This window comes from Roseibium sp. JB4-4 (genome assembly GCF_055693425.1).
The window spans coordinates 968,276-994,158 of sequence record NZ_CM146333.1 but is presented as its reverse complement, the minus strand read 5'-3'; the positions used below and the strand labels follow the sequence as shown (position 1 = coordinate 994,158).

Here is a 25,883-nt window from a genome sequence, read left to right as displayed (position 1 = left end):
GACAGGTGAGGAACTGACCATGATCTGTGGACGTAGACATGTATTGACCGCATCGCTGGCCGCCCTGTTTCTCAGGCCAAAAGACGTGTCAGCCTCAAGCCGGGAAATTAAAGTGACGTCGGCAGGCGACCTCACGACTGAGGCAAGGGATCGCCACGAGCATTACATGCAAATGGCTATAGACGCTCTGGGCGGCGGAGCGCCTTTCGGCGCTGTCATTGTCGATGAGGAAAGCGGTGAGGTGATGTGTCAGGGCGTAAACCGGGGCAGAGTCAACCGGATATATCACGGCGAAATGGACGCCATGATCAACTGCTCGAACCAGCATCCGGACATAGACTGGTCTAAGTTGGCGCTCTATACGACCGGTGAACCTTGCCCGATGTGCATGAGCGCAATCGTGTGGAACCGCATTCCCAAAGTGGTCTATGCGACATCGATCAGGAAACTGAAAAACATCGGCCTGAACCAGATTGGTCTGGAATCCCCGACGGTTGCCGGTGCAGCGCCGTTTTACAGCGGTGAAATCATCAGCGGTGTTCTGGAAGACCACACCAACTTAATGTTCGAAAAATGGTGGGCAGCACGACAGGCGCGTTTTCAAAGTGAGCAGAAAACGGCCAATTGAAGAATTAAGGTTCGACACTTTCGATCCTTGGCGAAAGGATCAGGTACGGTCCATCACTTCGACGGACAAAACCGTCGGCAAATGCCTTGCGATTTCCAGCCAGCTCTCACCTTCATCAAGGCTAGCAAAGATCGAGCCTGTATTCGTGCCAAAATAGAGACCGGCCGGATCTCTGTCGTCACCTGCCATGGCTTGTCTGAGAACGGTGAAAAAGCACGCCTCTTGCGGCAATCCCTGACGCTTTGCTTGCCAGCTCTTGCCACCATCCATGGACTTCCAGACGGCAGCAGCTGCATCGGGTGGATAGCGGCCACCGGCGTCGCTATTGAGCGGCAATGTCCAGATTGTGTCGGGATCGCGTGGATGAACGCGGATCGGAAAGCCAAAAGTGGAGGGCAGACCTTCGTTGATATCGTCCCAGCTGCGCCCACCGTCGGATGACCGCCACACGCCGTGGTGGTTTTGCTGATAAAGCACATCGCCGCTGCCAGGGGCCAGCATCATGTTATGCACGCAGTGTCCGGTTTCCCCATCGCGCGGCGCGGCCGGGTGAGGGTGGTCCTCACAGGTGGCCGCGTTTGACAACCTGTTTCTGCGCTCCCAGGTCTTGCCGCCATTTTCACTGGCAAAGACACCAGCAGCGGAAATCCCGATCCAGAGCTTTCGCGGATCCGCTGGATCGGAAACGATCGTGTGCAGTACAAGTCCTGCGGCACCGGGCGACCAGTCCTTCGCGGACGGGTGGTTCGATATACCCTCGAGATGCTCAAAGCTGTCGCCATCATCCGTACTTCTGAGGAGCCTTGCTGGCTTGGTTCCTGCATAGAGCACGCCATGTGCGAAACCCAGCGACCAGATCTGGGTAAAATCTTCTTCGAATGGGGCGCTTTGTGGTGTCCAGTTGAAGAACTGCGCCGTATCCGGATCGTTTGCCGCCCACTCGTCTACCGTGCCCTTCGTCAGCTTGGTACAGGACCACGTTTCACCCCCGTCCTGTGATTTCCAAACACCAGCTCCGGTCCAGTCTCCTCCACCGCCTGCCCAGATAGTACCGGTATCCGCCCGGCCGACCACATGGTTGATGGGCCAGCCATCGCAATAGGGGCCTTTGACCGACCAGCCGGATCTGGCCGAGCCCCCGTTCAATAGAAACGCCCCCTTTGTTGTCCCAACCAGAACAGTCAATTCGTTCGTCGTCATCGCGCGACCTCCCTGGTTTATAGGCAATCTTACCACGCAAAGGACGTGAATTGGGCGCGTGGAGTGGAGAAGAAGACAGCTATCTCAAAAGTGGTGAAGTGAAAAAGATAAACAATAAATTGCAGAAGAATGACCTCAAGTGTTAAATGGCCAGGCAAAACTGATTTCACCTCAAAGGTGCATCGGTGGTTTTTTGGAGGGGCAAATGCGCAAGACAGTTTCTATGATCGACCGGACCGCCATCAGTGGCTATCCGACATATTGTGACGGGTATGCCCGCCCGGGAAACAGCGGCAATGGGTATGTCTCGGTTGTAAAGGTCGCTACAGGCGTCGTTGAAAAAACAGACGATTTTCTTCTGGACGGGATCGTCGCTTATGATCGCGCCGAGGCCAATGATGCCTATATCGGCCAGATCAACATGGAAACGGCATCCTCGTTTTGCGGCATTGCGGGCAATGTCTGGGGGTATGACCTTGCATATAATTCAGCCATCGACACGCTTCAGCCGATGTTCAATGCGCAGCAATATGACGGATCTGACCTGCCGGTCTACAATGCCGGCCCTCTGATTGACGCTGGAATTGCACTCTTCGGCACCGAGCAATCGAGGCGCTTTCCACCGGCGCCAGGTGCGCATGTGATCTGTGCCAACAAAAGCACAACAAACCTTCGCCCCAGGGCCGGTGTGCCGGACCCGGCCAAAGGCGAAGCTTACGGCGTCTGGTGTTACATCGCGTTGTCGATTACGCGGGACAGAGAGAACTCAGCTGACCTTTTCATCGAAGATGCCGGAACCTGGACAGAAAATGACAATCCGCAGGATCTTCAGGCATTTCTTGATCAGCACCAGAGATCGGTCGCCTGGAGCATCGTAGCCTGCGGCAAGGACCAGTCAGTGCTCTATGACCGGACCTTCATGGCCTATGCCTACACAATCATGGAGCCAGGTTTTGTCGGCACGGCTCTGACGGTTGCTCCTTATGTGACACTTGCCCAGAGAGCTGTGCCTCAGGCGGGCTTTAACGCCCTCTACGACGTGACGCTTTCCGAGTGGGAGCGCTCTGTTGGCTGAAAAAGATGCAGACGTGGCATCAGCGGTTTCTCAGTGGCAGTGCCTGTGCAAGGCGCACCGCTGACGCAACACCGTCGATGACCGGTATCTGAAACTTTCTGGAGAGATCATCCGCCAGATCAGCCATGCCTGCGCATCCCAGGGCAACGGCGCCAATGCCGTCTTCCAGCAAAGCTGTTGCAATCTCATTTTCTATTTTGTGACGCGCGTTGCTTTTCGGATCCTCAAGCTCCAACACCGGCACGTCTGATGCACGAACCTTGGCACATCGCGGCGCAAGGCCATTCAGGATCAAATTGTGTTCCAGTACAGGCACAGAAACAGACAATGTCGTAACCACCGAAAATTTTGGAGCTGCGACCGACGCGATATGATAAGCGGCTTCGCCTATGCCAATCACCGGTACCGGTGATCTTTCCTTCAGCTCAAACAGGCCCGTATCGTCAAAGCAGGCGATGATGACCGCGTCGATGCTCGGATCGTTTTGAATGTGCTGATCAAACACTTTGAAAAGACCGGGCAGCGCCGCTGTGCCATCTTCGGGACCCTGGATGGCGGCAGGCCCGTCTTCAGGATTTACGGCCGTTATCCGGCTTGCGGCACCACCTGCCTGTCTTGCTGCTATCGCGGTCTTCTCCGTCATGGAGGCTGTCGAATTTGGATTGATGACGAGAAAATGCGCGTCTGTCATATCCGCCTCAAACGAGACCCTGTCCGGCATCCGACCCATGTTTGGAGCGACGCCGGTTCAGCGTGATGACGATTGCCAGAAAGAGACCGATAATCAGAAAGGAAAATGCGGTTGTCAGGGTTCCAAGTGCGAAGATGACCGGCGTCGTGACATTCGTGGTCATGCCGTAAATCTCAAGGGGCAGGGTGTTGTAGCTGCCGGACGTCAGAAGCGTGCGCGCGAATTCGTCATAGGACAAGGTGAAGCCGAAAAGGGCAACGCCGATCAGCATGGGTGCAATAATCGGCAAGACGACATATCGGATGGTCTGCCAGGCGCTCGCTCCCTGGTCGCGCGCGGCTTCTTCATAGGATTTATCGAAGCGGTTGAAGACGGCGAACATGATCAACAGGCCGAAGGGAAGGGTCCAGGTCAGCTGCGCACCAAAGCCTGACGTCGACCAGTGTACCGCAAGGCTCGATTGCGAAAATATCAGTCCGACACCAAGCGATATCAGGATCGATGGGATCACGAGTGACGTGATGATCAGGTAAAAGATCACACTTGAGCCGGGAAACCGTTTGCGGAACGCCAGACCGCCCATCACGGACACGATGACAGTTGTGACCATCACCATCAGACCGAGCGTGAGCGAGCGGGCAAAACTCCCCCAAATGTCGCCGACAGCCTGTTGCCGGAAAAGATCCTCAAACCAATGCACCGAAACACCGCGCATCGGAAAGGTCAGCCCGCCCTGTGGCCCCTGGAAGGAGAGGATCGCTATCGTGATGGTCGGCCCATAGAGGAATACCAGAAAAAGCGCGAAGATTGTCGCAAGCACGTAAAAGGCTCGTGAGCGTTTTTCCATCTCTTCAAAGCTCCTTCCGAATGTCGACGAACCGCAAGAGAATTGCGATCACAAGTATCACCGTGACCAGCAGGATCACGGCTGTTGCTGCGGCTGAGGGATACTGAAGCAGCGCGATATCGTTCGATATCAAGCGCCCGACATTGGCTTTCTGACTGCCGGACATGAAGCGCACAGTTATGAAGTCACCCATGACAAGGGTGACCACGAAGATCGACCCGATCATGATGCCCGGTTTGGTCAGCGGGATGATCACATTGGTGAGTGTTTGAAATCCGCTTGCGCCATTGTCATAGGCTGCTTCGATCAAGGACTTGTCGATTCGCATCATCGTGTTGAAAATCGGCACCACCATGAAAAGCGTGTAAAGGTGCACGAAAGCCAGGATTACCGAGAAATCGGAAAACAACAGCCATTCAAGGGGTTCATCGATAACACCCATTGAAATCAGCGTGGAATTCGCAATGCCATTCCGGCCCAGAAACGGGATCCAGGAGATCATGCGAATAATGTTGGATGTCCAAAAAGGGATCGTGCAGAGCAGAAACAACACAATTTGCCATGTCAAAGAACGGACATGAAAGGCCAGGAAATAGGCTACCGTGAACCCCAAAACCAGTGTTATGGCCCAGGTGATCAGAGCGTATTTCACGGTGTTCAGGAAAACCTGATAGGTGACAGGCGAGGTCAGCAGAAACTCGTAATTGTCAAACAGGAAGGCCGGGTAGATTGAAAACTCGGTGGCACCCCAAAAACTGACAACCACGATCATCGCAATAGGCAGGACAAGGAAAAACAGAAGCACCAGCGCAAGCGGCAAGGACAACAGCCAGCTGGATACCGCGTCAGGCAGGCCCTTTTGCCGGCGGGTGCCCCTGGACAACTTCTTGTCGGTTTTTTCAACGGGAATGAAGAGATGCGTCTGGTCTGTCATTAAGCCCAGGTCCGATTGAGGGAGATTGCGCCGGGGCCGTGGCCCCGAGCGCATTTGCCGGTCGAAAGTCAAGCCGCGATGAATTCGTTCCACTTGCGAACCATGTACTGGTTCTCGTCCATGACAGCATTCCAGCAGGCAACCGCCCCCATACGCTCCAGGAAGGAACCGCCGTCGCGGGTTTCGCCGGCCTTTGCCAGGACATCGCCGAACGGATTGGTGATGTCGCCAGTGGCTTCCTTGCCCTCGAACCAGTAACCCCACTCGTTCTCGTCCATGTGGTTCTTGGACGTTTCCGGGACAGCGGAATAATAGCCTTGGCGCATGAGGAAGCCGCCAACCCAGCCATCAAGGTACCAGTTGATGTATTCATAGGCGGCTTCCAGCTCGAGGCCGGACAAGCTCTTCGACAATCCGATGCCGCCGCCCCAGGAACGGTAGCCTTCTTTCAGCGGTTGGTAGACACACGGAATACCGCGAGATTTCACGGCTGTAATTGCAGGCGACCACATGGATTGAATGATCACTTCGCCAGACGCCATCAGGTTGACGCTCTCATCGAATGTTTTCCAGAAAGCGCGGAACTGACCGTTTTTCTTGGCTTCGGTGAAGATCGCCATGGTCTTGTCGATCTCTTCACGCGTCATGTTGCCCTTGTCGCCATACTGGATTTCGCCCATGGCTTCGCAAACCATTGCAGCGTCCATTATGCCGATGGACGAGATGTCCAGGATCGATGCTTTACCCTTGAACTCCGGGTTGAGCAGTTCTGTCCAGCTACCGATTGGGCGTCCGATCAGATCGGGACGAATGCCAAGCGTATCGGCATTGTAGATCGTTGGAATGAGGGTCATCCAACCTGTTTCTTCGGTAGCAAAGGTGTTGCCGTCCGGACCATCGACAAAGCCAACCGTATGCGGCGCGGTGCCTTGTGCAATAGTCGATTCCGGTGTCAGTTTGCCACTTTTGAAGATACCGACAATCTTGTCGTAATTCTTGATCTTGGTGGTATCCATGGCCTGAAGGTTGCCGGTCGGCCACACCTTTTTACAGATCCAATATTCGATATCGGCAATATCGAAGCTGTCCGGCTGAGTAGCTGCGCGCTGTGTGACCGCGTCAGAATCGAGCGCCGTCATTTCCAGGGTGAAGCCGAGATCTTCCTTCACCTTCTGAGCAACCTCGTTGAGGTTGGAGACCCCGGTGCCGAACTGGCGCAGTGTCACGTCTTTGATGTTTTGTGCCCAGATGGTTGGAAAGCCCGTGATGGCTCCGGATCCAAGAGCTACACCGGTCGCGGCGGCACCACCTTTCAAAATGTTGCGCCGGCTAATACCTTTTTCAGTCAGTTTCTTAGTCATCAGTCCTACTCCTGTTCCCCTCTGGAGTTTTGTTCGGCTCCGACGAAAAGAGCCGTGATTGGTGGCTTTACGCCGCCAGCTCGTGAGCATCTTCCGGCTTCCAGGTCAGAAAGACGGTTGTGCCGATTTCGATTGGATCATTGAAAAATGCGTCGTCGGTCAGAGCCGCGGTCAGCTCACCCGCACCGCCTGCATCCAGAGCCAGATTTACGCTTGAACCGAGGTACTCGACATCCTTGACAAATGCGCTGAGAAGGGTGCTCTCGCTCTCTGCCGACTTGTTTACCAGCAACCTGTCAGCGCGCAGGGCAATCGGTTTGCCCTGCTGTTTCAGAACGTTGTGACCACCGATAAAGCGCGCGACAAACTCGGTCGCCGGTGTATTGAAAACGACCTGAGGCGGTCCGGCTTGTTCAATCTTGCCGCCGTTCATCACGATGATATCGTCGGCAAGTGCCAATGCTTCATCCTGGCTGTGTGTCACATGAATGAACGAAATATTCAGTTCACGTTGAAGCCGTTTGAGTTCAAGGCGCATCCTGATGCGCAAGAATGGATCGAGCGCGGAGAGCGGTTCATCAAGCAGCAATACCGTCGGCTCGGTTATGAGGGCGCGGGCAAGTGCGACACGCTGCTGTTGCCCGCCTGATAGTTGCGAGGGCAGACGCTCCGCATAGGCGTCCATATCCACCAGCTCAAGCAATTCACGCGCCTTTTTGAGCCGCACCGGCTTGTCGACCCCTTTCATCTTCTGGGAAAAAGCAACGTTGTCGATGACGCTGAGATGCGGAAACAGCGCGTAGTTCTGAAACATCATCGCTGTGCCGCGGCGCGCCGGCGGCAAGTCGGTGATATTGGTGCCGGCCAAAAGAATGTCACCTGACGAGACACTTTCATGCCCGGCAATCATGCGCAGTGTGGAGGATTTGCCGCAGCCGGAAGGACCAAGCAGACAGGAATATGACCCAGCTACGAACTTGTGGTCGAGGGCGTCGACTGCAACCGTTTCCCCATACTGTTTGGTTGCTGCCACAAGTTCCAGATCAAGGGGTGTTGCCATGTCCGGGCTTCTCCGCGTGAATGTCGTGTTCGGACAGGAAGTCAGCAAGCGTCGTGCCAATCTCAAAGAGCGGCGGAATTCAGCCAAAAAAGAGGGGTAAGAGACAGGCACACTCACGAGTGATGAATTTGAGTGCACAATAAATTAGCAAATCGAATACATATTGCTCAAAAATTGTATACGATATTTCGTTGTGGTGAATGTGCATGAAGAGTAGGATCGGTTCATTGCTTGATCCTTCCTGCCAATCAAACAACGACAAAGATCATGACCAACGCCGCTCTCAGCGATAGCAGCCATTTGCACGAGGTGATCGCCCTGCCGCCGGGGCGCGCGCTGGAAATTTGCCGCAGCCTGCATTCGGCAATCCTGGAGCACAAGTTGGTGCCGGGTTTGAAGTTGTCGGAAGACGAGGTTGGGGAGATCTATGGCGCCAGCCGTACTGTCGTCAGGGCGGCGCTTCAGGCGTTGGCCCATTCGGGTTTGGTCAGTATCGAAAAGAACCGGGGCGCCTTTGTGGCAAAACCCTCGGTCCAGGAGGCGCACGAAGTATTTCAGGCGCGTGCCCTGATCGAACCTGCGGTTGCCCGCTTGGCCGCAGACATGATCACTGATGCACAGATCAAGCGCCTTTACGCGCATCTGGAAGCAGAGCACCAAGCGCTTCATGACGGAGACATGGGAAAGGCTTTGTCACTTTCCGGCAGCTTTCATACAGAAATCGCGGATGTCGCCGATCACAGGGTTTTTGCCGGCATGGTCAGGTCCCTGATTTCACGTTCTTCGCTTGTGATTGCGCTCTACTGGAAACGATCTGACACTGCGTGTGAAAGTCACTCCCACCATGCGCTGATGGATGCTCTGGAAAAACGGGATGCGGGAGCCGCTGAAAGTATTCAGAAAAGTCACATCATCGACCTGCATTCGGGCCTGGATCTCAGGTCAAAGTCAGACCGGGGTCTATCGCTCAGTCAGGCGCTGCAAGACGACTAGCTCTTCACAGAGCCGCATTCCTGATCGAATGGACACCGAGCGCGCATCCCTGTCCATCTTTGCATCGATTGGCTGACAGGTGCTCTGGACCCAGTCCAGAACGGTCACCGGGCCACCGACGCAGTTTGCAACAGCATGAAATTCGTCAATGAATTTAGACCTTTGCAGGTTTTTGAAGAGCTTGAAAACCGGCAGAATGATCTTGTCTGTGACCGGGATCAGCGCCAGGCCGAGCGCAAGGCCGAAAACGCCGTCGAGTGCAGCCGTAACCGCCCAGGTCACGAATCCTTGCGCAACCTGAACTGCATGGGCTGCGCCATGGCTGATATTGTGGATGATATGGTAAAGCCCTCCGACCCCGAGGACCTCGGTGCCATGCAGCACGATAGAACCTCCGACCCACAACATGGCGGCAGTGCCAACCACCATAAGTATTTTCATGAAGCCGGGCATGGCTTTGACAATGCCGAGACCAATGGCCCGGGTAAGGGCCAGGCTGCCTTCTTTGGACATGTGAAGCCCGACATCGTCAGCCTTTACGATCAGAGCGACGGAACCATAGACGAGCACTGTGATGCCGATGGCGACGACGGCAAGTGTCGCGGCTTCCATCCAGATATTGCTGTCCGGGATTTCTGACAGTGCAATCGTCATGATCTCAGCAGAAAGGATGAAATCTGTCTTGATTGCGCCTGACACCTTCTGTTCTTCCAGATGGACGGGATCAGGTACATATCCTTCCGGCTCATCTGCATCGTGGTGCTTGGGCTGGAACAGGTGATAGACCTTTTCCGCTCCCTCAAAACACAAATACGCTCCGCCAATCATCAAAAGGGGTGTGATGATCCATGGCAGGAAAGTGTTGAGCAGCAAGCCAACGGGCAGAAGAAAAATCAATTTGTTCTTCATCGATCCCTTGGCAATGCGCCAGACGATCGGGAGTTCGCGGGCCGGAGAAAACCCTGCCACATATTTCGGCGTAACCGCTGCGTCGTCAATGACCGCGCCTGCTGCCTTTGCTCCGGCCTTGGCTGCCTGGCCGACAACGTCATCAACCGATGCTGCGGCAACTTTGGCAATTCCGGCAACGTCATCCAGAAGGGCAAGCAATCCGCTCATGACAGCTCCAAATGTGCAATTAAAAAATGTTCGTACTAGATACCGTGTTTAGCAGCATTTAACCGCCAGCTTGAATTTTTTCCACAAGACCTGCGCTTCAAACAAGAAAAAGATGAAGCGCATCGTACGCACCTACTGGTCTTCGTCACATGATAGAAACTTCTGTAACGTGACCTTGGATGGTCTTTGTGTTTACGCTGGACCTCCCGTAGCACCGATGCACGAAAGTTGAGCTGATGTGTCTGAAACTGATCCGCAATATTCTCCCGGCTTTCGGCTTGCTTGCATTCATGTTCGCCTATAGCCCGCTCGTGCGGGCCGATGAGCCCATCGGGGATGCCGTCAATGAACTCCCGCTTTTTGACGCGCACATGCATTACAAGGAACCTGCATGGGAGCGATATCCGGTTGAAAGCGTGATCGAATTGATGGACGAAAACGATGTCGCAATGGCTCTGGTTTCTTCAACGCCTGACGAGGGCACGATCATGCTCTGGGAACATGCGCCTAACCGCATTGTGCCGGAGTTAAGGCCCTATCACGGCAGCGCCGGGTCCGGAAATTGGACCAAAATGCAAGGCATGGATACCTATCTTCAACGCCGGCTGGAACAGTACCCGCATGAAGGGATCGGCGAGTTTCACATCCATCGGCTGGATACCTCTGATGAAGCGCTCTTTCGGAAAGTCATCGAAATGGCGCGGGAGCGGGACATTTACCTGCATGTTCACTCAGGAGCCGAACCGGTGCGGTGGCTTTATTCGCTCGATCCGGATGTGAAGATTATCTGGGCACACGCGGGCCTTAGTACTCCGGCGCCCGATGTGCACAAGTTGATGTCGGACTTTCCGACATTGCTTGCAGACACATCCTTGCGTGAATGGGAAATTGCAGGTTCAGGCAGCAGTCTTGACCCTGAATGGGCGGAAATCGTTTTTGATTTTCAAGACCGTTTGATGATTGGAAGCGACACTTGGGTCAACGCCCAATGGGACAAATATTCCGACATCATGGCATCCAATCGACGCTGGCTTGCGATGCTCCCAAGGTCGGTTGCGGAAAAGATCGCCTATAAAAATGCCGAACGCATTTTCGGGCGGGAAGTGACACCCGATCTTGTCGGAACGCGTTGAGGGTTGGACTGGTCTCGCCCTGCCTTCAAAGGATTTTGTTGAGCAGGGCCGCCCAGAGCAATCCTATTCGCTCAAGTGGATGAAGTGTTCCAGAAAGACGCGTCGTAAATGTCAGAATAGGTCGGCACGGTTACAAACTGCATGCCGAGGCGCTCAAAAAATGGACGCCGGTGCTTGTTGCTTGCATTTTCAACATCAATGAACCAGGCGGGCTGACGGAGACTTTCATCCATACGATGAAACCGGGCGCGTTCCAGAAATAGCCACCTGATGAAATTTTCGTCCTTGCCGAATCCGAATCCAAATATGAGCAGCGGCGAATGAAATAGAATATCGAGCCAGGTGTCTGCACCGCGCCAAGTTGATGTTTGGTCTTTGGCACTGCGCCGTAATCCGTTCCCCGAATAGACCCAGTGGCGCGCACGTTGAACCGCGCCCATGTAGTGTGTCAGACCGAGGCGAATGCTTCGGCGATACCGCATCATCCCGTGAGCATGCCAAATCGCGAAACTGTTTCGGGGGTGTCGATTGCCTGGTCCGAGAAATAGGAACTCCAGGGATAGTAGTCGGTGAATCCCGCATTCGACCGAATGAATTTGGCGTCGACCGACCTGGATAGGTTTTCATCGAAATTGACGGTAATGATGGGTGCACACTTGGCTTTCGCCCAGGCCACAATCTTTGCATGATGCGCGCTAGGTCGCCAATCCGTCATCAGGTCACAAAACGTCTTTTGCAACGACACCTTTTCTTCAAGCGGTCTGCTGAGGTCCAGGATGTCGAAAAACTCGGTGTTTGACATCTCCCTCATCTCGTCTTCGGTCAGGGAAAGTCCCTGTTGACCGGAGAGTTTCTTCAACAGGCCTTCCCAGCTAGCGTCTTGCGAACCGCCATATCGGTTTATGCCGTTGCCGATCAACAAGGCCGGTTTCAAGTCGTTCACAAGTGCGTCTTCAAGCAATGGCAATGTCCGCCTCCCGTGGTTAAAGGCCTAGCGCTTAATTCAAAGACCACCGGTCTTTCGAAACCAGTTCGCTTTCAAACGTATGTCGATCAACCGATGTCTTGAAAGACAGGAAACGCAAAACTTTAGATTGTGAAGAGCAGAAGATCAGCCGACCTTTGAACCGGACAGGGAAATCCGGCCAAAACGCTGTTGAGATTCAACGAACCGAAGACACATTAACGCCACGAGAATTGGCCGGGAAAGCGTTTATGGCCAGACCAGCTTGTCGGTCTGCGAACCGTCCGTGCTTCCAGTCGTGACGCGGGCGCCTGCGACCTTCGCTTTTCCGGAAGCCACGAGTTCCAGTGCTTTCGGATAAATCCGGTGCTCGACTTCCAGAACACGTGCGGCAAGCGCATCAGGAGTGTCGTCATCGAGGACTGGGACGGCGCCTTGTGCAATGATTGGCCCGTCATCCATTTCTGCCGAAACATAATGCACCGTTGCGCCGTGAAGTTTGACGCCTTCCTCCAATGCACGTTCGTGGGTTGCAAGTCCTTTGAAGGACGGCAGAAGCGCTGGATGTATGTTGATCATGCGGTTCGACCAGGCATTGACCAGAAAGGGAGTGAGGATCCGCATGAAGCCTGCCAGAGCGACGAGCTCAATCTTGTGATCCTTCAAAACCGCATCGATGTCTCTTTCAAAGGCTTCCCGGTCTCCTGAAAAGTCCTTGTGATCGACTACCGCTGTCGCAATACCTAGTTCGCTTGCGTGCTGCAGCCCCTTGGCTTCGGGGCGATTGGATAAGACCAGTGCGATTTCCGCCGGATAGTCCGGCGCCATTGCCGCCGAAATCAAGGCGCTCATATTGCTGCCACGACCGGAAATCAAAACGGCTGTCTTTTTGCGGGTCATGCAGAAAAGCCCAGGCTGCCTTCGAATTCGACCGGTGCGCTGCCTGCCGCTTCTATGCCGCCGATCCGCACAACCTGTTCACCTTCGCTCTGCAGAACGCGCGTAATCTCGTCCGCTTCGTTTTCGGCCACAACAACAATCATGCCTATCCCGCAATTGAACGTGCGCAGCATTTCCTTTTCGGCCACACCACCGGTGTCGGCCAACCATTTGAAAACGGCAGGAGCGTTGATGGCTGAAAGATCGATGCGCGCCGAAGAATTGTCAGGCAGGACGCGCGGAAGGTTCTCTGGCAATCCACCACCTGTAATATGAGCCAGAGCCTTTATGCCAGTCGTGGCTTTTAAGGCTGACAACAGCGGTTTGACGTAGATCTTTGTGGGTTCCATCAGCGTTTCGCCAAGGGTATTGCCTGCAGCAAATGGGGCAGCGTCTGACCAGGTAAGACCAGCGAGTTCGATGATTTTTCGCACCATGCTGAACCCGTTGGAGTGGACACCGGAGGAGGTCAATCCAAGAAGAACATCTCCTGTGGCAACATCCTTGCGTGGGAGGATCGCGTCTCGTTCAACCGCTCCCACCGAAAAACCCGCAAGATCATAGTCGCCTTCGACATACATGCCGGGCATTTCCGCCGTCTCACCGCCGATCAAAGCGGCACCGGCCAGCTTGCAGCCATCCGCGATGCCGGCAACGACATCACTTGCGGTTTCAACATCAAGTGCACCTGTTGCGAAATAGTCGAGAAAGAAAAGTGGTTCGGCACCCTGCACAACAAGATCGTTGACGCACATGGCAACCAGGTCGATGCCGACTGTGCGATGTTGCCCGGTTTCAATGGCGATCTTGAGTTTCGTGCCGACACCGTCATTGGCCGCAACGAGTATCGGATCTGTAAATCCAGCGCCTTTCAGGTCAAACAGGCCGCCGAAGCCACCAATGTCGCTGTCCGCGCCTGGTCGGGAAGTCGCTTTGACCAAGGGCTTGATGCGGTTCACCAGTTCGTTTCCGGCGTCGATATCGACCCCGGCATCGGCATAGGTCAGACCGTTGGACCCAGAGGATTGGCTCATAAGGCGCTCCAAGACATTTCAGGCAGGTGGCTATGCCAACGCGGCTTACCCTCTGGCGCTGCGGAACACAAGAGGTGAGGGGGCATTGCTCCACGCTTTGCCCAAACGCTTGGGTTCGATTACGCGAACGGAGCGTCTGGTCTCGCCACTGGACTTGACCGTTGCCGGCGTATAATCCCATCTGAGTTGGCTTTGATCCGTTTCTAGTGTGCCGTTTGAGGAGCGCCATTCATGACCCTTCGCCGTCAGGTTCAGTTCTGGTTGATATCCCTCGCTGTATTCTGCCTGTTTCTCTATGTCTTTTCAGGTGTGTTGCTGCCGTTCGTGGCAGGAATGGCGGTAGCCTACTTGCTGGATCCGGTGTGCGACCGGCTCGAGAAGCTGGGCATGGCCAGGATGTGGGCCACCTTGACGATCTTGTTCGCGTTCGTCTTCCTTCTGGTGCTTTTCTTCATTTTGATCTTGCCCTTGCTCGGCAATCAGCTCGCACTTTTTCTGGAACGGTTTCCTGATCTTGTGCGCAAATTGCAGACATTGCTGTCGGAGTATTTTCCAGCTGATTTGGCAACCGTGGCCGGAATCAATCCGGAAGATTTGCAGTCTTCCATGTCGGATCTCATCGGGCAGGGCGCGAGTTTTGTCGGCAAATTGGCACAATCTCTGTGGAGCGGTGGTCAGGCTTTGCTGTCGATCCTCTCGCTTTTTGTCATCACGCCTGTGGTCGCGTTTTATCTTCTTCTCGACTGGGACCGAATGGTGGAGCGCATTGATGGGTGGATACCGCGAGATCATCTGGATGAAATCCGCGGTCTTGCGGCAGAAATGGATGGCGCGGTTGCCGGGTTCGTCAGGGGTCAGGTGTCGGTCTGCCTTATCCTCGGCGCTTTTTATGCGATCGCTCTTGCCGTTGTCGGCCTTAACTTCGGCCTCTTGATTGGCATGGCCGCAGGTCTCGTGAGCTTCATACCTTTTGTCGGGGCGGGCCTGGGTCTTGTGCTTTCCATTGGTGTTGCGCTGGTACAGTTCTGGCCGGACTGGCCATGGATCATCGCAGTTGCCGCAATCTTCGGGGTCGGACAGTTTCTGGAAGGCAATATCTTGCAACCGAAGTTGGTGGGCGACAGCACTGGATTGCATCCTGTCACGCTGATGTTTGCGCTTTTTGCCTTTGGATATCTCTTTGGATTTGTGGGGATGCTGGTTGCAGTCCCTGCAGCAGCAATGATCGGTGTGCTTGCGCGCTTCGGATTGAAGCAGTATCTCGCTAGCCCGGTGTACAAAGGCATCGGCCGGGCGACCCCGGTTGGTGACGACAAGGTATCAGAGTAACCGAACATGGCGGAACCTCCGCGCCAGCTGCCGCTGGACCTGCCGCATGAAGCAGCCTTGAGCCGCGACGACTATCTGGTCGGCGGCTCAAACAGAGCTGCGTTCGAGCTTTTGGAGCGCTGGCCCGACTGGCCATCGCCTGTTGTCGTTTTGGCTGGCCCGGTCGGTGCTGGCAAAACCCACCTGGTCAATGCCTTTCGGGACGAGACGGGCGCTGCTGTCATTCAGGCGCTTGATCTGAAGGAAGACGATGTGGAATGGCTTGCGTTCGCGCCTGCAGCGGTCGTTGAAGATGCACATCTGGGTGTCGACAACACCGCACTTTTTCATCTTCTCAATGCAGCCAGGCAGGCGGAGAACTCTGTTCTGATCACCAGCCGGACATGGCCAGCGAGCTGGAAAATCGGGTTGCCTGATCTCCTTTCCCGTCTGCGTGCTGCAACACCCGTTGAAATTCAGGAACCTGATGATGATTTGCTTCGCAGGGTCCTTGTGAAATTGTTTGCCGACCGTCAGATCACGGTGGAAATCAGCGTGATCGACTATCTGGTTGTCCGAATGGAGCGGTCGCTTGAAGTGGCCTTGCGCGCTGTCGAGGCTATTGATCGGGAAGCGTTGGCGGGACGGGTGAAGATCACGAAGCCGCTCGCGGGCAGGGTTTTGGAAAATGTGCATAAAGGCCATTAATCTGCGGGCAGCACAAAGAACTGTCATTTGCGAGCGGAGCAGTCCATGTTAGTCACGGCTACGAGAGGCAAGCACCCCGTGTTGGATGTGGGTGTCGCAATGCCTTACGATGGAAAGTGACATGAACGAAGCCACGGATCTTTCGGACATTTTGCCTTCGTCTCAAGTCGTTCCCGATCCGCGTATTAAGTCGGACGGTGCAGGCAGCGGACAAGATCTCGCGCTTTCTCCAAAAAGGTTTATGAACCGCGAGTTATCCTGGCTGCAGTTCAACCTGAGGGTTCTTGAAGAAGCCATGAATCCCAATCACCCGTTGCTTGAACGGGTTCGGTTTCTGTCGATTTCAGCCAATAATCTCGATGAATTTTTCATGGTGCGTGTCGCCGGTCTGCGTGGACAGCAAAGGGCGGAAGTTACCAACCTGTCCGATGACGGCCTGACACCGACCGAACAACTGGAAAAAATTAGCGAAGCTGTTCGCGAACTCCAGGCATCGCAGCAAAAGATCTGGGGTGAACTGGGCCGGGAGATTGCCGAAAAAGGGATCGAAATTATTCAGCGTGATACGCTCGGTGAAAGCGAGCGGGTCTGGCTGCAGGACTATTTCCTGAAATTTGTGTTTCCGGTTCTCACACCTCTGGCCATCGACCCGGCGCACCCGTTTCCGTTCATTCCCAATCTCGGCTTCTCCATCGTCTTCGAGCTGGTTCCTGTGTCCGGTGGCCGCAGCATGATCGCGCTTCTCAGAATTCCCAACCAGGTGGACAGGTTTGTCAAGCTGCCAGGAGGCGAGGACGGCGCCGCCCGGTTTATCGCTATCGAAAAAGTGGTCAGCCTTTTCATTGGAAGGCTTTTTCCAGGTTATGAAATTCGCGGCAAGGGGGCCTTCCGCGTCATTCGTGACAGCGACCTTGAGATTGAGGAAGAAGCGGAAGATCTGGTGCGGCTTTTCGAAAGCGCCCTGAAGCGGCGCCGCCGTGGATCTGTGATCCGGCTTGAGATCCAAGAGACAACCCCGCCGGCTTTGCGCGAGTTTGTAGCCGATGCCCTTGATGTCGGTAAAAGCGAAATCTTTCTTGCCAATGGTTTGCTCGCACTGAACAACCTGTCACAGATCGTCGACCTGGAACGCTCTGACCTTAAATTTCAGCCTTATACGGCGCGTTTTCCTGAACGTATCCGGGAACATGGCGGTGATTGTCTTGCTGCCATCCATCAGAAGGACATCATCGTTCACCACCCCTATGAGTCCTTTGACGTGGTTGTGCAATATTTGCGTCAGGCCGCGCGGGACCCGGATGTGGTCGCCATCAAGCAGACGCTTTACCGAACTTCCAACAATTCGCCGATTGTCAAAGCTCTGGCAGAGGCGGCCGAGGCCGGAAAGTCCGTCACAGCGCTGGTGGAACTGAAGGCGCGTTTTGACGAAGCGGCCAACATCAAATGGGCGCGGGACCTGGAACGGGCAGGCGTGCAGGTCGTGTTCGGCTTTATCGAGCTGAAGACACACTCGAAGCTCTCAATGGTCATCAAGCGGGAACACGGACAGCTCAAGACCTACTGCCATATCGGGACCGGCAATTATCATCCGATCACCGCGCGCATATACGAGGATTTGTCGTTCTTCACTGACGATCCCGGCATTGCCGAGGACGCGGCAAGAGTTTTCAATTTCATTACAGGCTATGCTCAGCCGGCCGAATTGAACCATCTGATGGTCTCGCCCGTGAATTTACGCCAGCGCATGCTGGAAATGACCGAGGCGGAAATTGAACACGCCAAAGCCGGTCGTCCTGCGCAGATCTGGATGAAGATGAATTCTCTGGTAGATCCGGAAATCATCGATGCCCTCTACCGGGCAAGCCAGGCGGGTGTTCAAATCGACCTGATCATCCGGGGTATCTGCTGCCTGCGGCCGGGCATTGAGGGCCTGTCTGAAAATATCCGGGTCAAATCTATCGTCGGGCGCTTTTTGGAGCATTCGCGGATTTTCTGCTTCGGCAACGGACAGGGACTGCCTTCGCCGGAAGCACATGTCTATATCGGTTCAGCTGATCTCATGCCGCGCAATATCGACCGTCGTGTCGAAGTGCTGACGCCTTTGTTGACGGCAACCGTTCATGAACAAGTGCTTGACCAGATCATGGTCGCCAATCTGAAAGACAACCAGCAGAGCTGGCGAATTCTTTCGAACGGACGGCACGAGCGCATCGTACCGGGCGCAAATGAAGACCCGTTCAATGCCCATCAGTATTTCATGACGAATCCGTCCCTGTCTGGGCGCGGTAAGTCGTTGAAGAGCGATCGTCCAAAGCCGTTCAATGAACGGCAAAAACGAGGATAGTATGAACGCCCAGTTTCAGCCGGCACGAGGTCGGCTCAACGGGTCCGGACCGATCGCGGTTGTGGACATCGGCTCAAATTCCGTGCGTCTCGTGATTTACGAACGCAAGGCCCGCACTCCCACCATGCTTTTCAACGAAAAGCTGCTTGCCGGGTTGGGGCGGGGGTTGCTGCAACAGGGCGCTTGGCGGACGATTCCGTGAACCTGGCCTTGAACGAACTGGCCCGCTTCAAAGCATTGATCGAGCACACTGGGTGTCAGGAGACCTACGTCGTTGCAACTGCCGCGGCGCGGGATGCGGCCAATGGCGCTGAGTTTGTGAGCGAAGTTGAAGCCTTCCTGAAATCGCCGGTCCGTATTCTTGACGGAAATGAAGAGGCCTACTACTCGGCCCTCGGCGTGATCGCAGGCTTCTGGCAGCCTCGGGGACTTGTCGGCGATATGGGTGGCGGCAGCCTGGAACTCGTTGAGATCGACAAGAACCTGCCGGGGAAAGGGTCCACTTTCCCGCTTGGCGGATTACGTCTTTCCGAAGAAGCCGATGGCAAGATACCCAAAGCAGTGAAGATTGCCGAAGCAGCATTGAGCGAATACAACTGGCCGGATCTTGCCCCCGGTGAACGCACCTTTTACGCGGTTGGTGGAACTTGGCGATCTTTGGGGCGGCTGCATTTGATGCAGAATGACTATCCCTTGCACGTGATGCACAATTACGAGATTGGTGCGGAAGAGGCGATCGAGTTCTGCCGCAAGGTTGCAGTACCTAATCTGGACGGCGTCGACAAAGGGGAAGTCATCTCCAAACAGCGCCGACCGCTTGTTCCGATCGGTGCAGTGGTACTGGAACAGGTGTTGACGGCCATGAAGGCCGAGCGGGTGATTTTCTCGGCCACCGGAGTGCGCGAAGGTCTCCTGCACGAAACCTTGCCTGCAGACATGCAGTCCCAGGATCCTGTCATCGAGGCAGCACGTGAACTTTGTGTCTTGCGTGCCCGATCGCCAGAGCATGCAGAGGAGCTGATTGCCTGGACCGACAAGCTGTTCAAAGTTCTGGAGATCGAGGAAACCGCCAACGAGACACGCTTGCGTCATGCCGCCTGCCTTTTGTCCGACATCGGCTGGCGCGCGCATCCGGACTATCGTGGCGAGCAGAGTTTGAACATTATTTCCAACGCCTCGTTTGTCGGGCTGGATCATGCGAGCCGGGCGTATCTGGCGGCAGCTGTCTTTTACCGGCACCAGGGCTTGAGAGAAGGAGCCCTGTCTTCTGTGATCCGGCAGCTGTTCACGGACCGACTGCGTATTCGAGCCAAGGTGCTGGGTGCAACGCTGCGTGTTGCATCGCTCCTGAGCGCCTCCATGGCTGGCACGCTACCGCAAGTGGGTATCTCATCCATCGCGGGAGGCATTTCGCTCGACCTTGGCAAGAAACTAGCGGATCTAGAGGGCGAACGCCTGCGAAAGCGGGCAGCTCAACTTGGCAAGGCAATCAGCGCCACAGTTGAGATTAATACCGGCCTAAACAAATAGGAACGCACTTTCATGTCGCGGCCTCAGGTAGTTTTTCAGGTCCACCGGACTGCGTCACGCCGCTTGACCGGCCAACCAGGTCGATCTGCGCGCCACTCCTTGCCGGCGAACCCGAAAATCCATCGAATAGGTTCTATTTTGCTGAGGTTGGTATAGGCCGTCTAGGTCTTGTGCCGTTTGTAGGACGGCACAGCGTTCGGCGGCTTATTCCGCCGCTTGCCTTTTGGGCTCAGCCGGAGCTGGTTGATCGAGAGCGACAATCTGACGGTTCTGGAACGCAAGGGCGACTTCGCCGCGCTTAAGTTTCAAAGCGGTCTCTCCGAACAACTCCCGGCGCCACCCTTTCATCGCAGCGACGTCCGCAGCATCGTCCGCCGCGATCTTCTCAAGATCATCGACTGTTGCGATCACCTTGGCGGCAACGCCATTGGCCTCGCTGACAAGCTTTAAAAGGACTTTCAAAAGGTCGACCGCCGCCGCAGATCCGTCAGGCGCTTGGCGACCCTTGGGCAGTGTTGGCAATTTTTCTTTTGGAAGGGCAAGTGCTTTGCGAACGGACTTCAGGATCTCGTCGGCCGATTTGGAACGCTCAAAACCTCGGGGAATGGTTCTCAAACGGCCGAGCGCTTCAGTGTCCTGTGGCTGCTGTGCAGCAAGCTCGTAGATTGCATCGTCCTTCACAACCCGGCTGCGCGGCACATTTCGGGACTGGGCTTCCCGTTCACGCCAGGCTGCAACTTCCATCATAACGGCCAATTCGATGGGCTTGCGCACCCGAAGCTTCAGCCGTTTCCATGCCTGTTCTGGAACGGTTCTGTAGGTGGTGACAGACGTCAGCACCTCCATTTCGTCCTGAACCCAGTGACTGCGGTTTTGTTCGGCCAGGTTCGCCTTCAGGAACTGATAGGCGTCCCGTAGATGGGTGACGTCGGCAAGTGCATAGTCAAGCTGCTTGTTTGTAAGAGGACGCCGGGCCCAGTCAGTGAAACGGGAGGACTTGTCAATCCGGGCACCGGTAACCTTGTAGATAAGTTGATCGTATGAAATTGAGTCGCCAAAGCCACACACCATCGCTGCGACCTGAGTGTCGAACAGAGGGGCCGGGATGAGTTCGCCCAGGTGGTAGATGATTTCAATATCCTGACGCGCCGCGTGGAACACCTTGGTCACGCTTGCATCACGCATGAGCTCGAAAAAGGGTTCCAGATCAAGCCCTTCGGAAAGCGCATCGACTATGAAGGCCATATCTGGTCCAGCCATCTGAATAACGCAGAGCTTGGGCCAGAAAGTGGTTTCACGGAGAAATTCCGTGTCTACCGTAACGTAGTCATTTGCTGCAAGGCGCTGGCAGGCAGCGGCGAGGTCTTTTGTTTTTGTAATCACATGCATGGTGACGTTCAGCTATACCTGAGTTCTGCCGCTTTGTCGCCACGAAATGGCATTTTTGGACAGCACTCTACTTGAAAAGGCGCAAAATGTGCGCCTATGTTGACATGAGCTGAAGCAAAACCTGTCGGGACTGGGAAGTGTATATGCGCAAGATACTTGTGGTGAATTCCAAAGGGGGCTGCGGGAAGACAACCGTCGCCACGAATCTCGCCGTTGCACTCGCCGCCTGCGGCGAAGATGTAGCGCTCGCCGATGCGGATCGTCAGAAATCCGCATTGGCATGGGTGAAGCGCCGTCCCAAGCATCTCAACAAGATTGAAGCTTTGAATTGGACAAAAGAAAGCGCGATTGGAGAAAAGGACAAGAACCTGGATGCGATTGTGATCGACGGGCCGGGAGGCCTGAGATCTGAACTTGCCAAGAACCTGATTGCCGAAGCAACCGACATTGTGGTCCCGGTTCTGGCAAGCGCGTTTGACTGGAATGCAACACTGAAATTCCTCGACGGAATTTCGGATATCAAACGTGTTCGGAAAGGCAAAGCTGAGATTCTCGTGGTGGCCAATCGAATCAACAGGCGGTCAACACAGGTCGCCGACCTTGAACAGACCCTCTCAAAGAAGGGCTACCCGCTGTTGGCCAGAATTTCCGATCGTGTTCTTTATGCGCGTCACGCAGCCGCGGGGACAGGTGTCTTTGATGTGATGGACAACAAGTCCCATGAAATCCGTGGCCAATGGCATCCACTTCTTCAGGCGGTGGATACGTAGGGCTTTCTGGTTTTGCCGCGTAGTCATCTGACCGCTGGGTCGCGGAAAGCGATTTCGATTGTATCTGAAATGCCTTGGTGCTCATCGCAATCCCGGTAGGAGCGGCGATGAATTTAACAGAGCTGCGAGCCTATCAGCCTGGAGCTTTCCAAGCTGAACGTGTCGTCTTCCTTTTGTGACAGCCGCCGCGTTTTTCGCATGGATGTAAGGCATGACAGCATTGCCCCGGAAAAATCCGGGGCAAGTGTGATCCTGGGCGACAAACCGCAAAACGTGTGTGAACAAGTTTGCGGATTACGTCATGCGTGCTGTTCAGCCTCCCATTTGAGTTGTGCATTGACCGAGACTCCGTACTTGAACATGTCGAACGTGAAATCGCGAAGTGGCGCACCTGATGCAATCTTTTTCGGAAGGTCTGGGTTAAGCATAGCCGACTTGCCGATGGACACAAAGTCCGCGAGCTGGTCTTCAATGATTTGGTTCGCCAAACCAATTTCCTGAAGCCCGCCATTGGCAATGACAGGCAGGCCCGTCAAGCTGCGTGCAAAGGCCGTGAGGTTCTCACCTGTCTTTGCTGTACTGTGATAGGTGTATCCGCCTTTTTCGCTTGCAAGGTGAATGTAGTCCGCTCCAGCTTCAGCAACCTCGCTGAATATCACGCGGGCATCTTCGAGGCCGTTCGGCCAGAAATAGTCCTGAACGGTTGCCTTGGCCTGGGACAAGCGCACACCGACGATAAAGTCCGGCGAGGTTCTTTGTTGAGCCATCGATAAAATGTCGGTTGTCAGTCGCAGCCGATTTTCAAGCTTCCCGCCATAAGTATCGCTGCGAAGATTTGTTTCCGGTGTGAGGAACTGATCAAGGAGGTATCCGTTCGCGCAGTGGATCTCCACGCCATCGAAGCCTGCGGCTTCTGCCCGCATGGTTGCCTCAACGAAGGCGGAACCTATTGAAAGAATGTCATTCACCGACAGCTCACGGGGCACATCATAGTGTCCTTGACGGGGCCCATACCCTTGCAGCATTTGACCCCTGGGGCGCACAGGCGAAGGCGCAAAGGCCGTCTCTACGGATTGCGACACCGCACCGGCATGAATGAGCTGCAGTATGATCTTGCCATTTTCCCGTTTGACAGCTTCGACAACGGTCCGCCAGCCAGCCTCATGACTGTCAGTTACAAGGCCGGGCTGATTGCCGTAACATTGCGAACATATGTCGTCCACGAAAGCTCCTTCAGCGATCAGTAAACCAAACCCACCGCGCGAAAAGTCAGCGTAGTAGTTGGCCATTTCACGCGTTGGAGTACCATCCGGTTTAGCGGATGCGCGTGACATGGGAGCAAGCACCAGTCGGTTTGAAAATGATTTTGTCCCGATAGTTGCCGGACTCAGGAGTGCAGATTGGTCGGACATGATTTTTCCATCTGTTGAGCGTGATGCTCAAGAGGTAGAAAGCGCATGATTTTCTGACAAGTACGCAATATTTTGGCATATACATACAAAAAGGTAACTATTGGGACTTGTTATGGGAACGCTGATCGATCCGATGTTTTGCCCGACCGAAACTGCACTTGGCGTTATCGGCGGGAAGTGGAAGGGCATGATCCTCTGGTGCATTTGCCGGAAAACCATTCGTTTCAACGAGTTGCACAGGATGATTCCATCGATTTCACAACGCATGCTCACCAAGCAGCTGCGGGAACTCGAAGAGAGCGGTATTATCGAACGGAAAGTCTATGCTCAGGTTCCGCCCAAGGTGGAATACAGCCTGAGTTCACATGGCAGAAGGCTGAAGCCAATTCTGGACCTGTTGGAAGACTGGTCCCGTGAATACCTGGAACAGCGTCAGCAAGAGTGAGAAGACGGGAATAGACTTAGCAGCGAGAGAGCTGTGAGGTAAACGATCAGGAACTCCCGGAGGCCACGGCCGTGTCTCCCTTGACTTTCGCTCCGCAACATGGCTTGTGCAGCCCGACACGGCCTGCCTCTGGCGGGCCGTAATGATTTTCTATGCCAAGAAGAATGTTGAGGAACAAGAATGCACCCCTACCGTAGTCACACGTGCGGTGATCTCCGTCTGACCGACGAAGGCCAGACCATCCGTCTTTCCGGCTGGGTCCACCGGGTCCGAGATCATGGCGGGGTGCTGTTCATCGATTTGCGCGATCATTACGGCATGACACAGTGCGTCGTTGACCCTGATTCGGACGCCTTTGGACTTGCTGAGACGGTTCGCTCCGAATGGTGCATCCGCATCGACGGCAATGTTAAGAAGCGGACAGACGAAACCATCAATTCCGAGCTGCCGACAGGTGAAATCGAAGTCTTCATCCGCGAAATGGAAGTACTCGGTTCAGCCAAGGAACTGCCGCTGCCCGTCTTTGGTGAGCTGGACTACCCGGAAGAAGTTCGTCTGAAGTACCGGTTCCTCGATTTGCGCCGCGAAAAGCTGCACGACAACATGATCCTGCGGTCAAACGTGGTGCGTGATCTTCGGGATCGCATGTGGGATATCGGCTTCAACGAATTCCAGACACCGATTATCACGGCTTCTTCGCCGGAAGGTGCGCGTGACTTTCTGGTGCCGTCTCGTCTGCATCCGGGAAAGTTCTACGCGCTCCCGCAAGCTCCTCAGCAGTTCAAGCAACTGCTGATGGTTTCCGGCTTTGACAAATACTTCCAGATTGCCCCGTGTTTCCGGGACGAGGACCCGCGTGCTGATCGGTCGCCGACCGATTTTTATCAGCTCGACATGGAAATGTCTTTCGTTACCCAGCAGGAAGTCTTCGACACAATCGAGCCGGTGATTGCAGGATGTTTCGAGCGTTTCGGAAAGGGACGACCGGTCAACCGCAACTGGCCGCAGATTTCCTACAAGGATTCCGCACTCTGGTACGGCACAGACAAGCCGGACCTCAGAAACCCGATCAAGATGCAGATTGTATCTGAGCATTTCGCCGGATCGGGCTTTGCAATCTTTGCAAATCTCCTGGAGCAGCCGGGCACCGAAATTCGTGCCATTCCGGCACCGAAAGGCGGCAGCCGCAAGTTCTGCGACCGCATGAACAAGTTCGCGCAGGGCGAAGGCCTTCCTGGCATGGGATACATCTTCTGGCGCAAGGCCGAAGACGGATCCATGGAGGCCGCTGGTCCGCTTGCCAAGAACATTGGTCCGGAGCGCACGGAAGCCATTCGTGTTCAGCTAGGTCTTGAGGTCGGCGACGCGGCCTTTTTCCTGGGCGGCAAGCCGAAGCAGTTCACCGCCGTTGCCGCGAAAGCGCGTGTCATCATCGGTGAGGAACTCGGTCATACCGACAAGGAGCGATTTGAGTTTGCCTGGATTGTCGACTTCCCAATCTATGAACGGGATGAGGAAACCGGCGAGATCGACTTTGAGCACAACCCGTTCTCCATGCCGCAAGGCGGCATGGAAGCGCTGGCAGGCGACCCGCTGGAAGTTCTTGGCTGGCAATACGATCTGTCCTGCAACGGTCACGAACTCGTTTCCGGTGCCATCCGGAACCACAAGCCGGAAATCATGTACAAAGCGTTCGAGATTGCTGGATATCCTGCTGAGGAAGTCAACAACCGGTTCGGCGGCATGGTCAACGCGTTCCAGTATGGTGCTCCGCCGCACGGAGGTTGCGCAGCCGGTATCGACCGCATGGTGATGCTGCTTGCGGATGAAGCCAATATCCGCGAAGTCATGCTCTTCCCGATGAACCAGAAAGCGGAAGATCTGATGATGAGTGCGCCAAGCGATGCGACGCCTGCGCAGCTCCGAGATTTGCATTTGCGCCTTAACTTGCCAGAAGCTTAGGTAAAGGGGCGACTTGCAGGAAACCGCACTTTAAGAG

Annotated in this window: 22 protein-coding genes and 2 pseudogenes; 11 read left to right on the top strand and 13 right to left on the bottom strand. The window is 54.9% G+C overall.

What is annotated here, in order from left to right:
- The first annotated feature begins 112 nt into the window (after window positions 1-112).
- Window positions 113-628: a nucleoside deaminase gene (locus ACZ1HV_RS04510; RefSeq protein ID WP_472717441.1), complete on the top strand. Its 516-nt coding sequence runs from the start codon at window positions 113-115 to the stop codon at window positions 626-628.
- Window positions 629-667: 39 nt separating this feature from the next.
- Here ACZ1HV_RS04510 and ACZ1HV_RS04505 read toward each other — a convergent pair whose 3' ends face one another.
- Window positions 668-1,828: a WD40/YVTN/BNR-like repeat-containing protein gene (locus ACZ1HV_RS04505; protein WP_472717440.1), complete on the bottom strand. Its 1,161-nt coding sequence runs from the start codon at window positions 1,826-1,828 to the stop codon at window positions 668-670.
- Window positions 1,829-2,033: 205 nt separating this feature from the next.
- On the opposite strand from ACZ1HV_RS04505, the gene hdcA reads away from it, so the two are divergent.
- Complete coding sequence (gene hdcA, locus ACZ1HV_RS04500) at window positions 2,034-2,903, top strand: histidine decarboxylase, pyruvoyl type (protein WP_298814368.1); 870 nt, start codon at window positions 2,034-2,036, stop codon at window positions 2,901-2,903.
- A 19-nt stretch (window positions 2,904-2,922) separates the two neighbouring features.
- Here the strand turns inward: hdcA and ACZ1HV_RS04495 are convergent, their stop codons facing one another.
- The 5 genes from ACZ1HV_RS04495 to ACZ1HV_RS04475 form a co-directional block, all read right to left on the bottom strand.
- Complete coding sequence (locus ACZ1HV_RS04495) at window positions 2,923-3,594, bottom strand: aspartate/glutamate racemase family protein (protein ID WP_472717439.1); 672 nt, start codon at window positions 3,592-3,594, stop codon at window positions 2,923-2,925.
- A gap of 7 nt (window positions 3,595-3,601) precedes the next feature.
- Window positions 3,602-4,441 carry an ABC transporter permease gene (locus ACZ1HV_RS04490; protein WP_472717438.1) on the bottom strand — a complete coding sequence of 280 codons (840 nt, stop codon included), beginning with the start codon at window positions 4,439-4,441 and terminating at the stop codon, window positions 3,602-3,604.
- 4 nt (window positions 4,442-4,445) lie between these two features.
- On the bottom strand, window positions 4,446-5,375 hold the full coding sequence (locus tag ACZ1HV_RS04485; protein WP_472717437.1) for an ABC transporter permease: 930 nt from the start codon (window positions 5,373-5,375) through the stop codon (window positions 4,446-4,448).
- Window positions 5,376-5,443: 68 nt separating this feature from the next.
- The gene (locus ACZ1HV_RS04480; protein ID WP_298814356.1) at window positions 5,444-6,736 is read right to left on the bottom strand and encodes an ABC transporter substrate-binding protein; all 1,293 of its coding nucleotides are present in this window, start codon (window positions 6,734-6,736) and stop codon (window positions 5,444-5,446) included.
- A 67-nt stretch (window positions 6,737-6,803) separates the two neighbouring features.
- Entirely contained in the window at window positions 6,804-7,796 is a 993-nt protein-coding gene (locus ACZ1HV_RS04475; RefSeq protein WP_472717436.1) for an ABC transporter ATP-binding protein, read from the bottom strand.
- Between the two features lie 267 nt (window positions 7,797-8,063).
- Between ACZ1HV_RS04475 and ACZ1HV_RS04470 the strand changes: the two genes are divergently transcribed.
- Window positions 8,064-8,789, top strand: coding sequence for a GntR family transcriptional regulator (locus ACZ1HV_RS04470; RefSeq protein WP_298957821.1), 726 nt, complete (start codon window positions 8,064-8,066; stop codon window positions 8,787-8,789).
- Window positions 8,790-8,954: 165 nt separating this feature from the next.
- Here the strand turns inward: ACZ1HV_RS04470 and ACZ1HV_RS04465 are convergent.
- Window positions 8,955-9,908, bottom strand: a pseudogene (locus ACZ1HV_RS04465) (DUF808 domain-containing protein); the annotation flags it as partial.
- Window positions 9,909-10,144: 236 nt separating this feature from the next.
- Between ACZ1HV_RS04465 and ACZ1HV_RS04460 the strand changes: the two are divergent.
- Window positions 10,145-11,041 (top strand): amidohydrolase family protein, encoded by an 897-nt coding sequence (locus ACZ1HV_RS04460; protein ID WP_472717435.1) that lies wholly within the window; start codon window positions 10,145-10,147, stop codon window positions 11,039-11,041.
- Between the two features lie 71 nt (window positions 11,042-11,112).
- Here the strand turns inward: ACZ1HV_RS04460 and ACZ1HV_RS04455 are convergent, their stop codons facing one another.
- The 4 genes from ACZ1HV_RS04455 to purM form a co-directional block, all read right to left on the bottom strand.
- Window positions 11,113-11,526, bottom strand: coding sequence for a hypothetical protein (locus ACZ1HV_RS04455; protein WP_472717434.1), 414 nt, complete (start codon window positions 11,524-11,526; stop codon window positions 11,113-11,115).
- Window positions 11,523-12,008: a hypothetical protein gene (locus ACZ1HV_RS04450; RefSeq protein WP_472717433.1), complete on the bottom strand. Its 486-nt coding sequence runs from the start codon at window positions 12,006-12,008 to the stop codon at window positions 11,523-11,525. The genes ACZ1HV_RS04455 and ACZ1HV_RS04450 overlap by 4 nt, the downstream gene beginning before the upstream one ends.
- A gap of 246 nt (window positions 12,009-12,254) precedes the next feature.
- Entirely contained in the window at window positions 12,255-12,905 is a 651-nt protein-coding gene (purN, locus tag ACZ1HV_RS04445; RefSeq protein WP_298982270.1) for a phosphoribosylglycinamide formyltransferase, read from the bottom strand.
- On the bottom strand, window positions 12,902-13,978 hold the full coding sequence (gene purM / locus ACZ1HV_RS04440) for a phosphoribosylformylglycinamidine cyclo-ligase (protein ID WP_472717432.1): 1,077 nt from the start codon (window positions 13,976-13,978) through the stop codon (window positions 12,902-12,904). Before purM ends, purN begins: the two co-directional genes overlap by 4 nt.
- Before the next feature lie 231 nt (window positions 13,979-14,209).
- Between purM and ACZ1HV_RS04435 the strand changes: the two genes are divergently transcribed.
- The 4 genes and pseudogenes from ACZ1HV_RS04435 (at window position 14,210) to ACZ1HV_RS04420 (ending at window position 19,868) form a co-directional block, all read left to right on the top strand.
- A complete protein-coding gene (locus ACZ1HV_RS04435; protein WP_298814332.1) occupies window positions 14,210-15,307 on the top strand; it encodes an AI-2E family transporter in 1,098 nt (365 codons plus the stop codon).
- Between the two features lie 6 nt (window positions 15,308-15,313).
- Entirely contained in the window at window positions 15,314-15,994 is a 681-nt protein-coding gene (locus ACZ1HV_RS04430) for a P-loop NTPase family protein (RefSeq protein WP_472717431.1), read from the top strand.
- A 121-nt stretch (window positions 15,995-16,115) separates the two neighbouring features.
- On the top strand, window positions 16,116-18,338 hold the full coding sequence (locus ACZ1HV_RS04425) for an RNA degradosome polyphosphate kinase (protein ID WP_472717430.1): 2,223 nt from the start codon (window positions 16,116-16,118) through the stop codon (window positions 18,336-18,338).
- 1 nt (window position 18,339) lies between these two features.
- Window positions 18,340-19,868, top strand: a pseudogene (locus tag ACZ1HV_RS04420) (Ppx/GppA phosphatase family protein).
- 204 nt (window positions 19,869-20,072) lie between these two features.
- Here ACZ1HV_RS04420 and rnd read toward each other — a convergent pair.
- Window positions 20,073-21,257, bottom strand: coding sequence for a ribonuclease D (rnd, locus tag ACZ1HV_RS04415; RefSeq protein WP_298814323.1), 1,185 nt, complete (start codon window positions 21,255-21,257; stop codon window positions 20,073-20,075).
- A gap of 143 nt (window positions 21,258-21,400) precedes the next feature.
- Here rnd and ACZ1HV_RS04410 point away from each other — a divergent pair, with 143 nt between their 5' ends.
- Window positions 21,401-22,027 (top strand): nucleotide-binding protein, encoded by a 627-nt coding sequence (locus tag ACZ1HV_RS04410; protein WP_472717429.1) that lies wholly within the window; start codon window positions 21,401-21,403, stop codon window positions 22,025-22,027.
- Between the two features lie 299 nt (window positions 22,028-22,326).
- Here the strand turns inward: ACZ1HV_RS04410 and ACZ1HV_RS04405 are convergent, their stop codons facing one another.
- Window positions 22,327-23,439 (bottom strand): oxidoreductase, encoded by a 1,113-nt coding sequence (locus tag ACZ1HV_RS04405; protein ID WP_472717428.1) that lies wholly within the window; start codon window positions 23,437-23,439, stop codon window positions 22,327-22,329.
- A gap of 112 nt (window positions 23,440-23,551) precedes the next feature.
- Here ACZ1HV_RS04405 and ACZ1HV_RS04400 point away from each other — a divergent pair, with 112 nt between their 5' ends.
- Window positions 23,552-23,884: a winged helix-turn-helix transcriptional regulator gene (locus tag ACZ1HV_RS04400; RefSeq protein ID WP_472717427.1), complete on the top strand. Its 333-nt coding sequence runs from the start codon at window positions 23,552-23,554 to the stop codon at window positions 23,882-23,884.
- A 180-nt stretch (window positions 23,885-24,064) separates the two neighbouring features.
- Entirely contained in the window at window positions 24,065-25,846 is a 1,782-nt protein-coding gene (gene aspS / locus ACZ1HV_RS04395; RefSeq protein ID WP_298957806.1) for an aspartate--tRNA ligase, read from the top strand.
- Window positions 25,847-25,883 lie beyond the last annotated feature (37 nt).

Bases quoted from the DNA above. Each gene is read 5' to 3' on its own strand.
- ACZ1HV_RS04505 (WP_472717440.1), bottom strand. From the start codon at position 1,828: ATGACGACGAACGAATTGACTGTTCTGGTTGGGACAACAAAGGGGGCG.
- hdcA (WP_298814368.1), top strand. From the start codon at position 2,034: ATGCGCAAGACAGTTTCTATGATCGACCGGACCGCCATCAGTGGCTAT.
- ACZ1HV_RS04495 (WP_472717439.1), bottom strand. From the start codon at position 3,594: ATGACAGACGCGCATTTTCTCGTCATCAATCCAAATTCGACAGCCTCC.
- ACZ1HV_RS04490 (WP_472717438.1), bottom strand. From the start codon at position 4,441: ATGGAAAAACGCTCACGAGCCTTTTACGTGCTTGCGACAATCTTCGCG.
- ACZ1HV_RS04485 (WP_472717437.1), bottom strand. From the start codon at position 5,375: ATGACAGACCAGACGCATCTCTTCATTCCCGTTGAAAAAACCGACAAG.
- ACZ1HV_RS04480 (WP_298814356.1), bottom strand. From the start codon at position 6,736: ATGACTAAGAAACTGACTGAAAAAGGTATTAGCCGGCGCAACATTTTG.
- ACZ1HV_RS04475 (WP_472717436.1), bottom strand. From the start codon at position 7,796: ATGGCAACACCCCTTGATCTGGAACTTGTGGCAGCAACCAAACAGTAT.
- ACZ1HV_RS04470 (WP_298957821.1), top strand. From the start codon at position 8,064: ATGACCAACGCCGCTCTCAGCGATAGCAGCCATTTGCACGAGGTGATC.
- ACZ1HV_RS04460 (WP_472717435.1), top strand. From the start codon at position 10,145: ATGTGTCTGAAACTGATCCGCAATATTCTCCCGGCTTTCGGCTTGCTT.
- ACZ1HV_RS04455 (WP_472717434.1), bottom strand. From the start codon at position 11,526: ATGATGCGGTATCGCCGAAGCATTCGCCTCGGTCTGACACACTACATG.
- purN (WP_298982270.1), bottom strand. From the start codon at position 12,905: ATGACCCGCAAAAAGACAGCCGTTTTGATTTCCGGTCGTGGCAGCAAT.
- purM (WP_472717432.1), bottom strand. From the start codon at position 13,978: ATGAGCCAATCCTCTGGGTCCAACGGTCTGACCTATGCCGATGCCGGG.
- ACZ1HV_RS04435 (WP_298814332.1), top strand. From the start codon at position 14,210: ATGACCCTTCGCCGTCAGGTTCAGTTCTGGTTGATATCCCTCGCTGTA.
- ACZ1HV_RS04430 (WP_472717431.1), top strand. From the start codon at position 15,314: ATGGCGGAACCTCCGCGCCAGCTGCCGCTGGACCTGCCGCATGAAGCA.
- ACZ1HV_RS04425 (WP_472717430.1), top strand. From the start codon at position 16,116: ATGAACGAAGCCACGGATCTTTCGGACATTTTGCCTTCGTCTCAAGTC.
- rnd (WP_298814323.1), bottom strand. From the start codon at position 21,257: ATGCATGTGATTACAAAAACAAAAGACCTCGCCGCTGCCTGCCAGCGC.
- ACZ1HV_RS04410 (WP_472717429.1), top strand. From the start codon at position 21,401: ATGCGCAAGATACTTGTGGTGAATTCCAAAGGGGGCTGCGGGAAGACA.
- ACZ1HV_RS04405 (WP_472717428.1), bottom strand. From the start codon at position 23,439: ATGTCCGACCAATCTGCACTCCTGAGTCCGGCAACTATCGGGACAAAA.
- ACZ1HV_RS04400 (WP_472717427.1), top strand. From the start codon at position 23,552: ATGGGAACGCTGATCGATCCGATGTTTTGCCCGACCGAAACTGCACTT.
- aspS (WP_298957806.1), top strand. From the start codon at position 24,065: ATGCACCCCTACCGTAGTCACACGTGCGGTGATCTCCGTCTGACCGAC.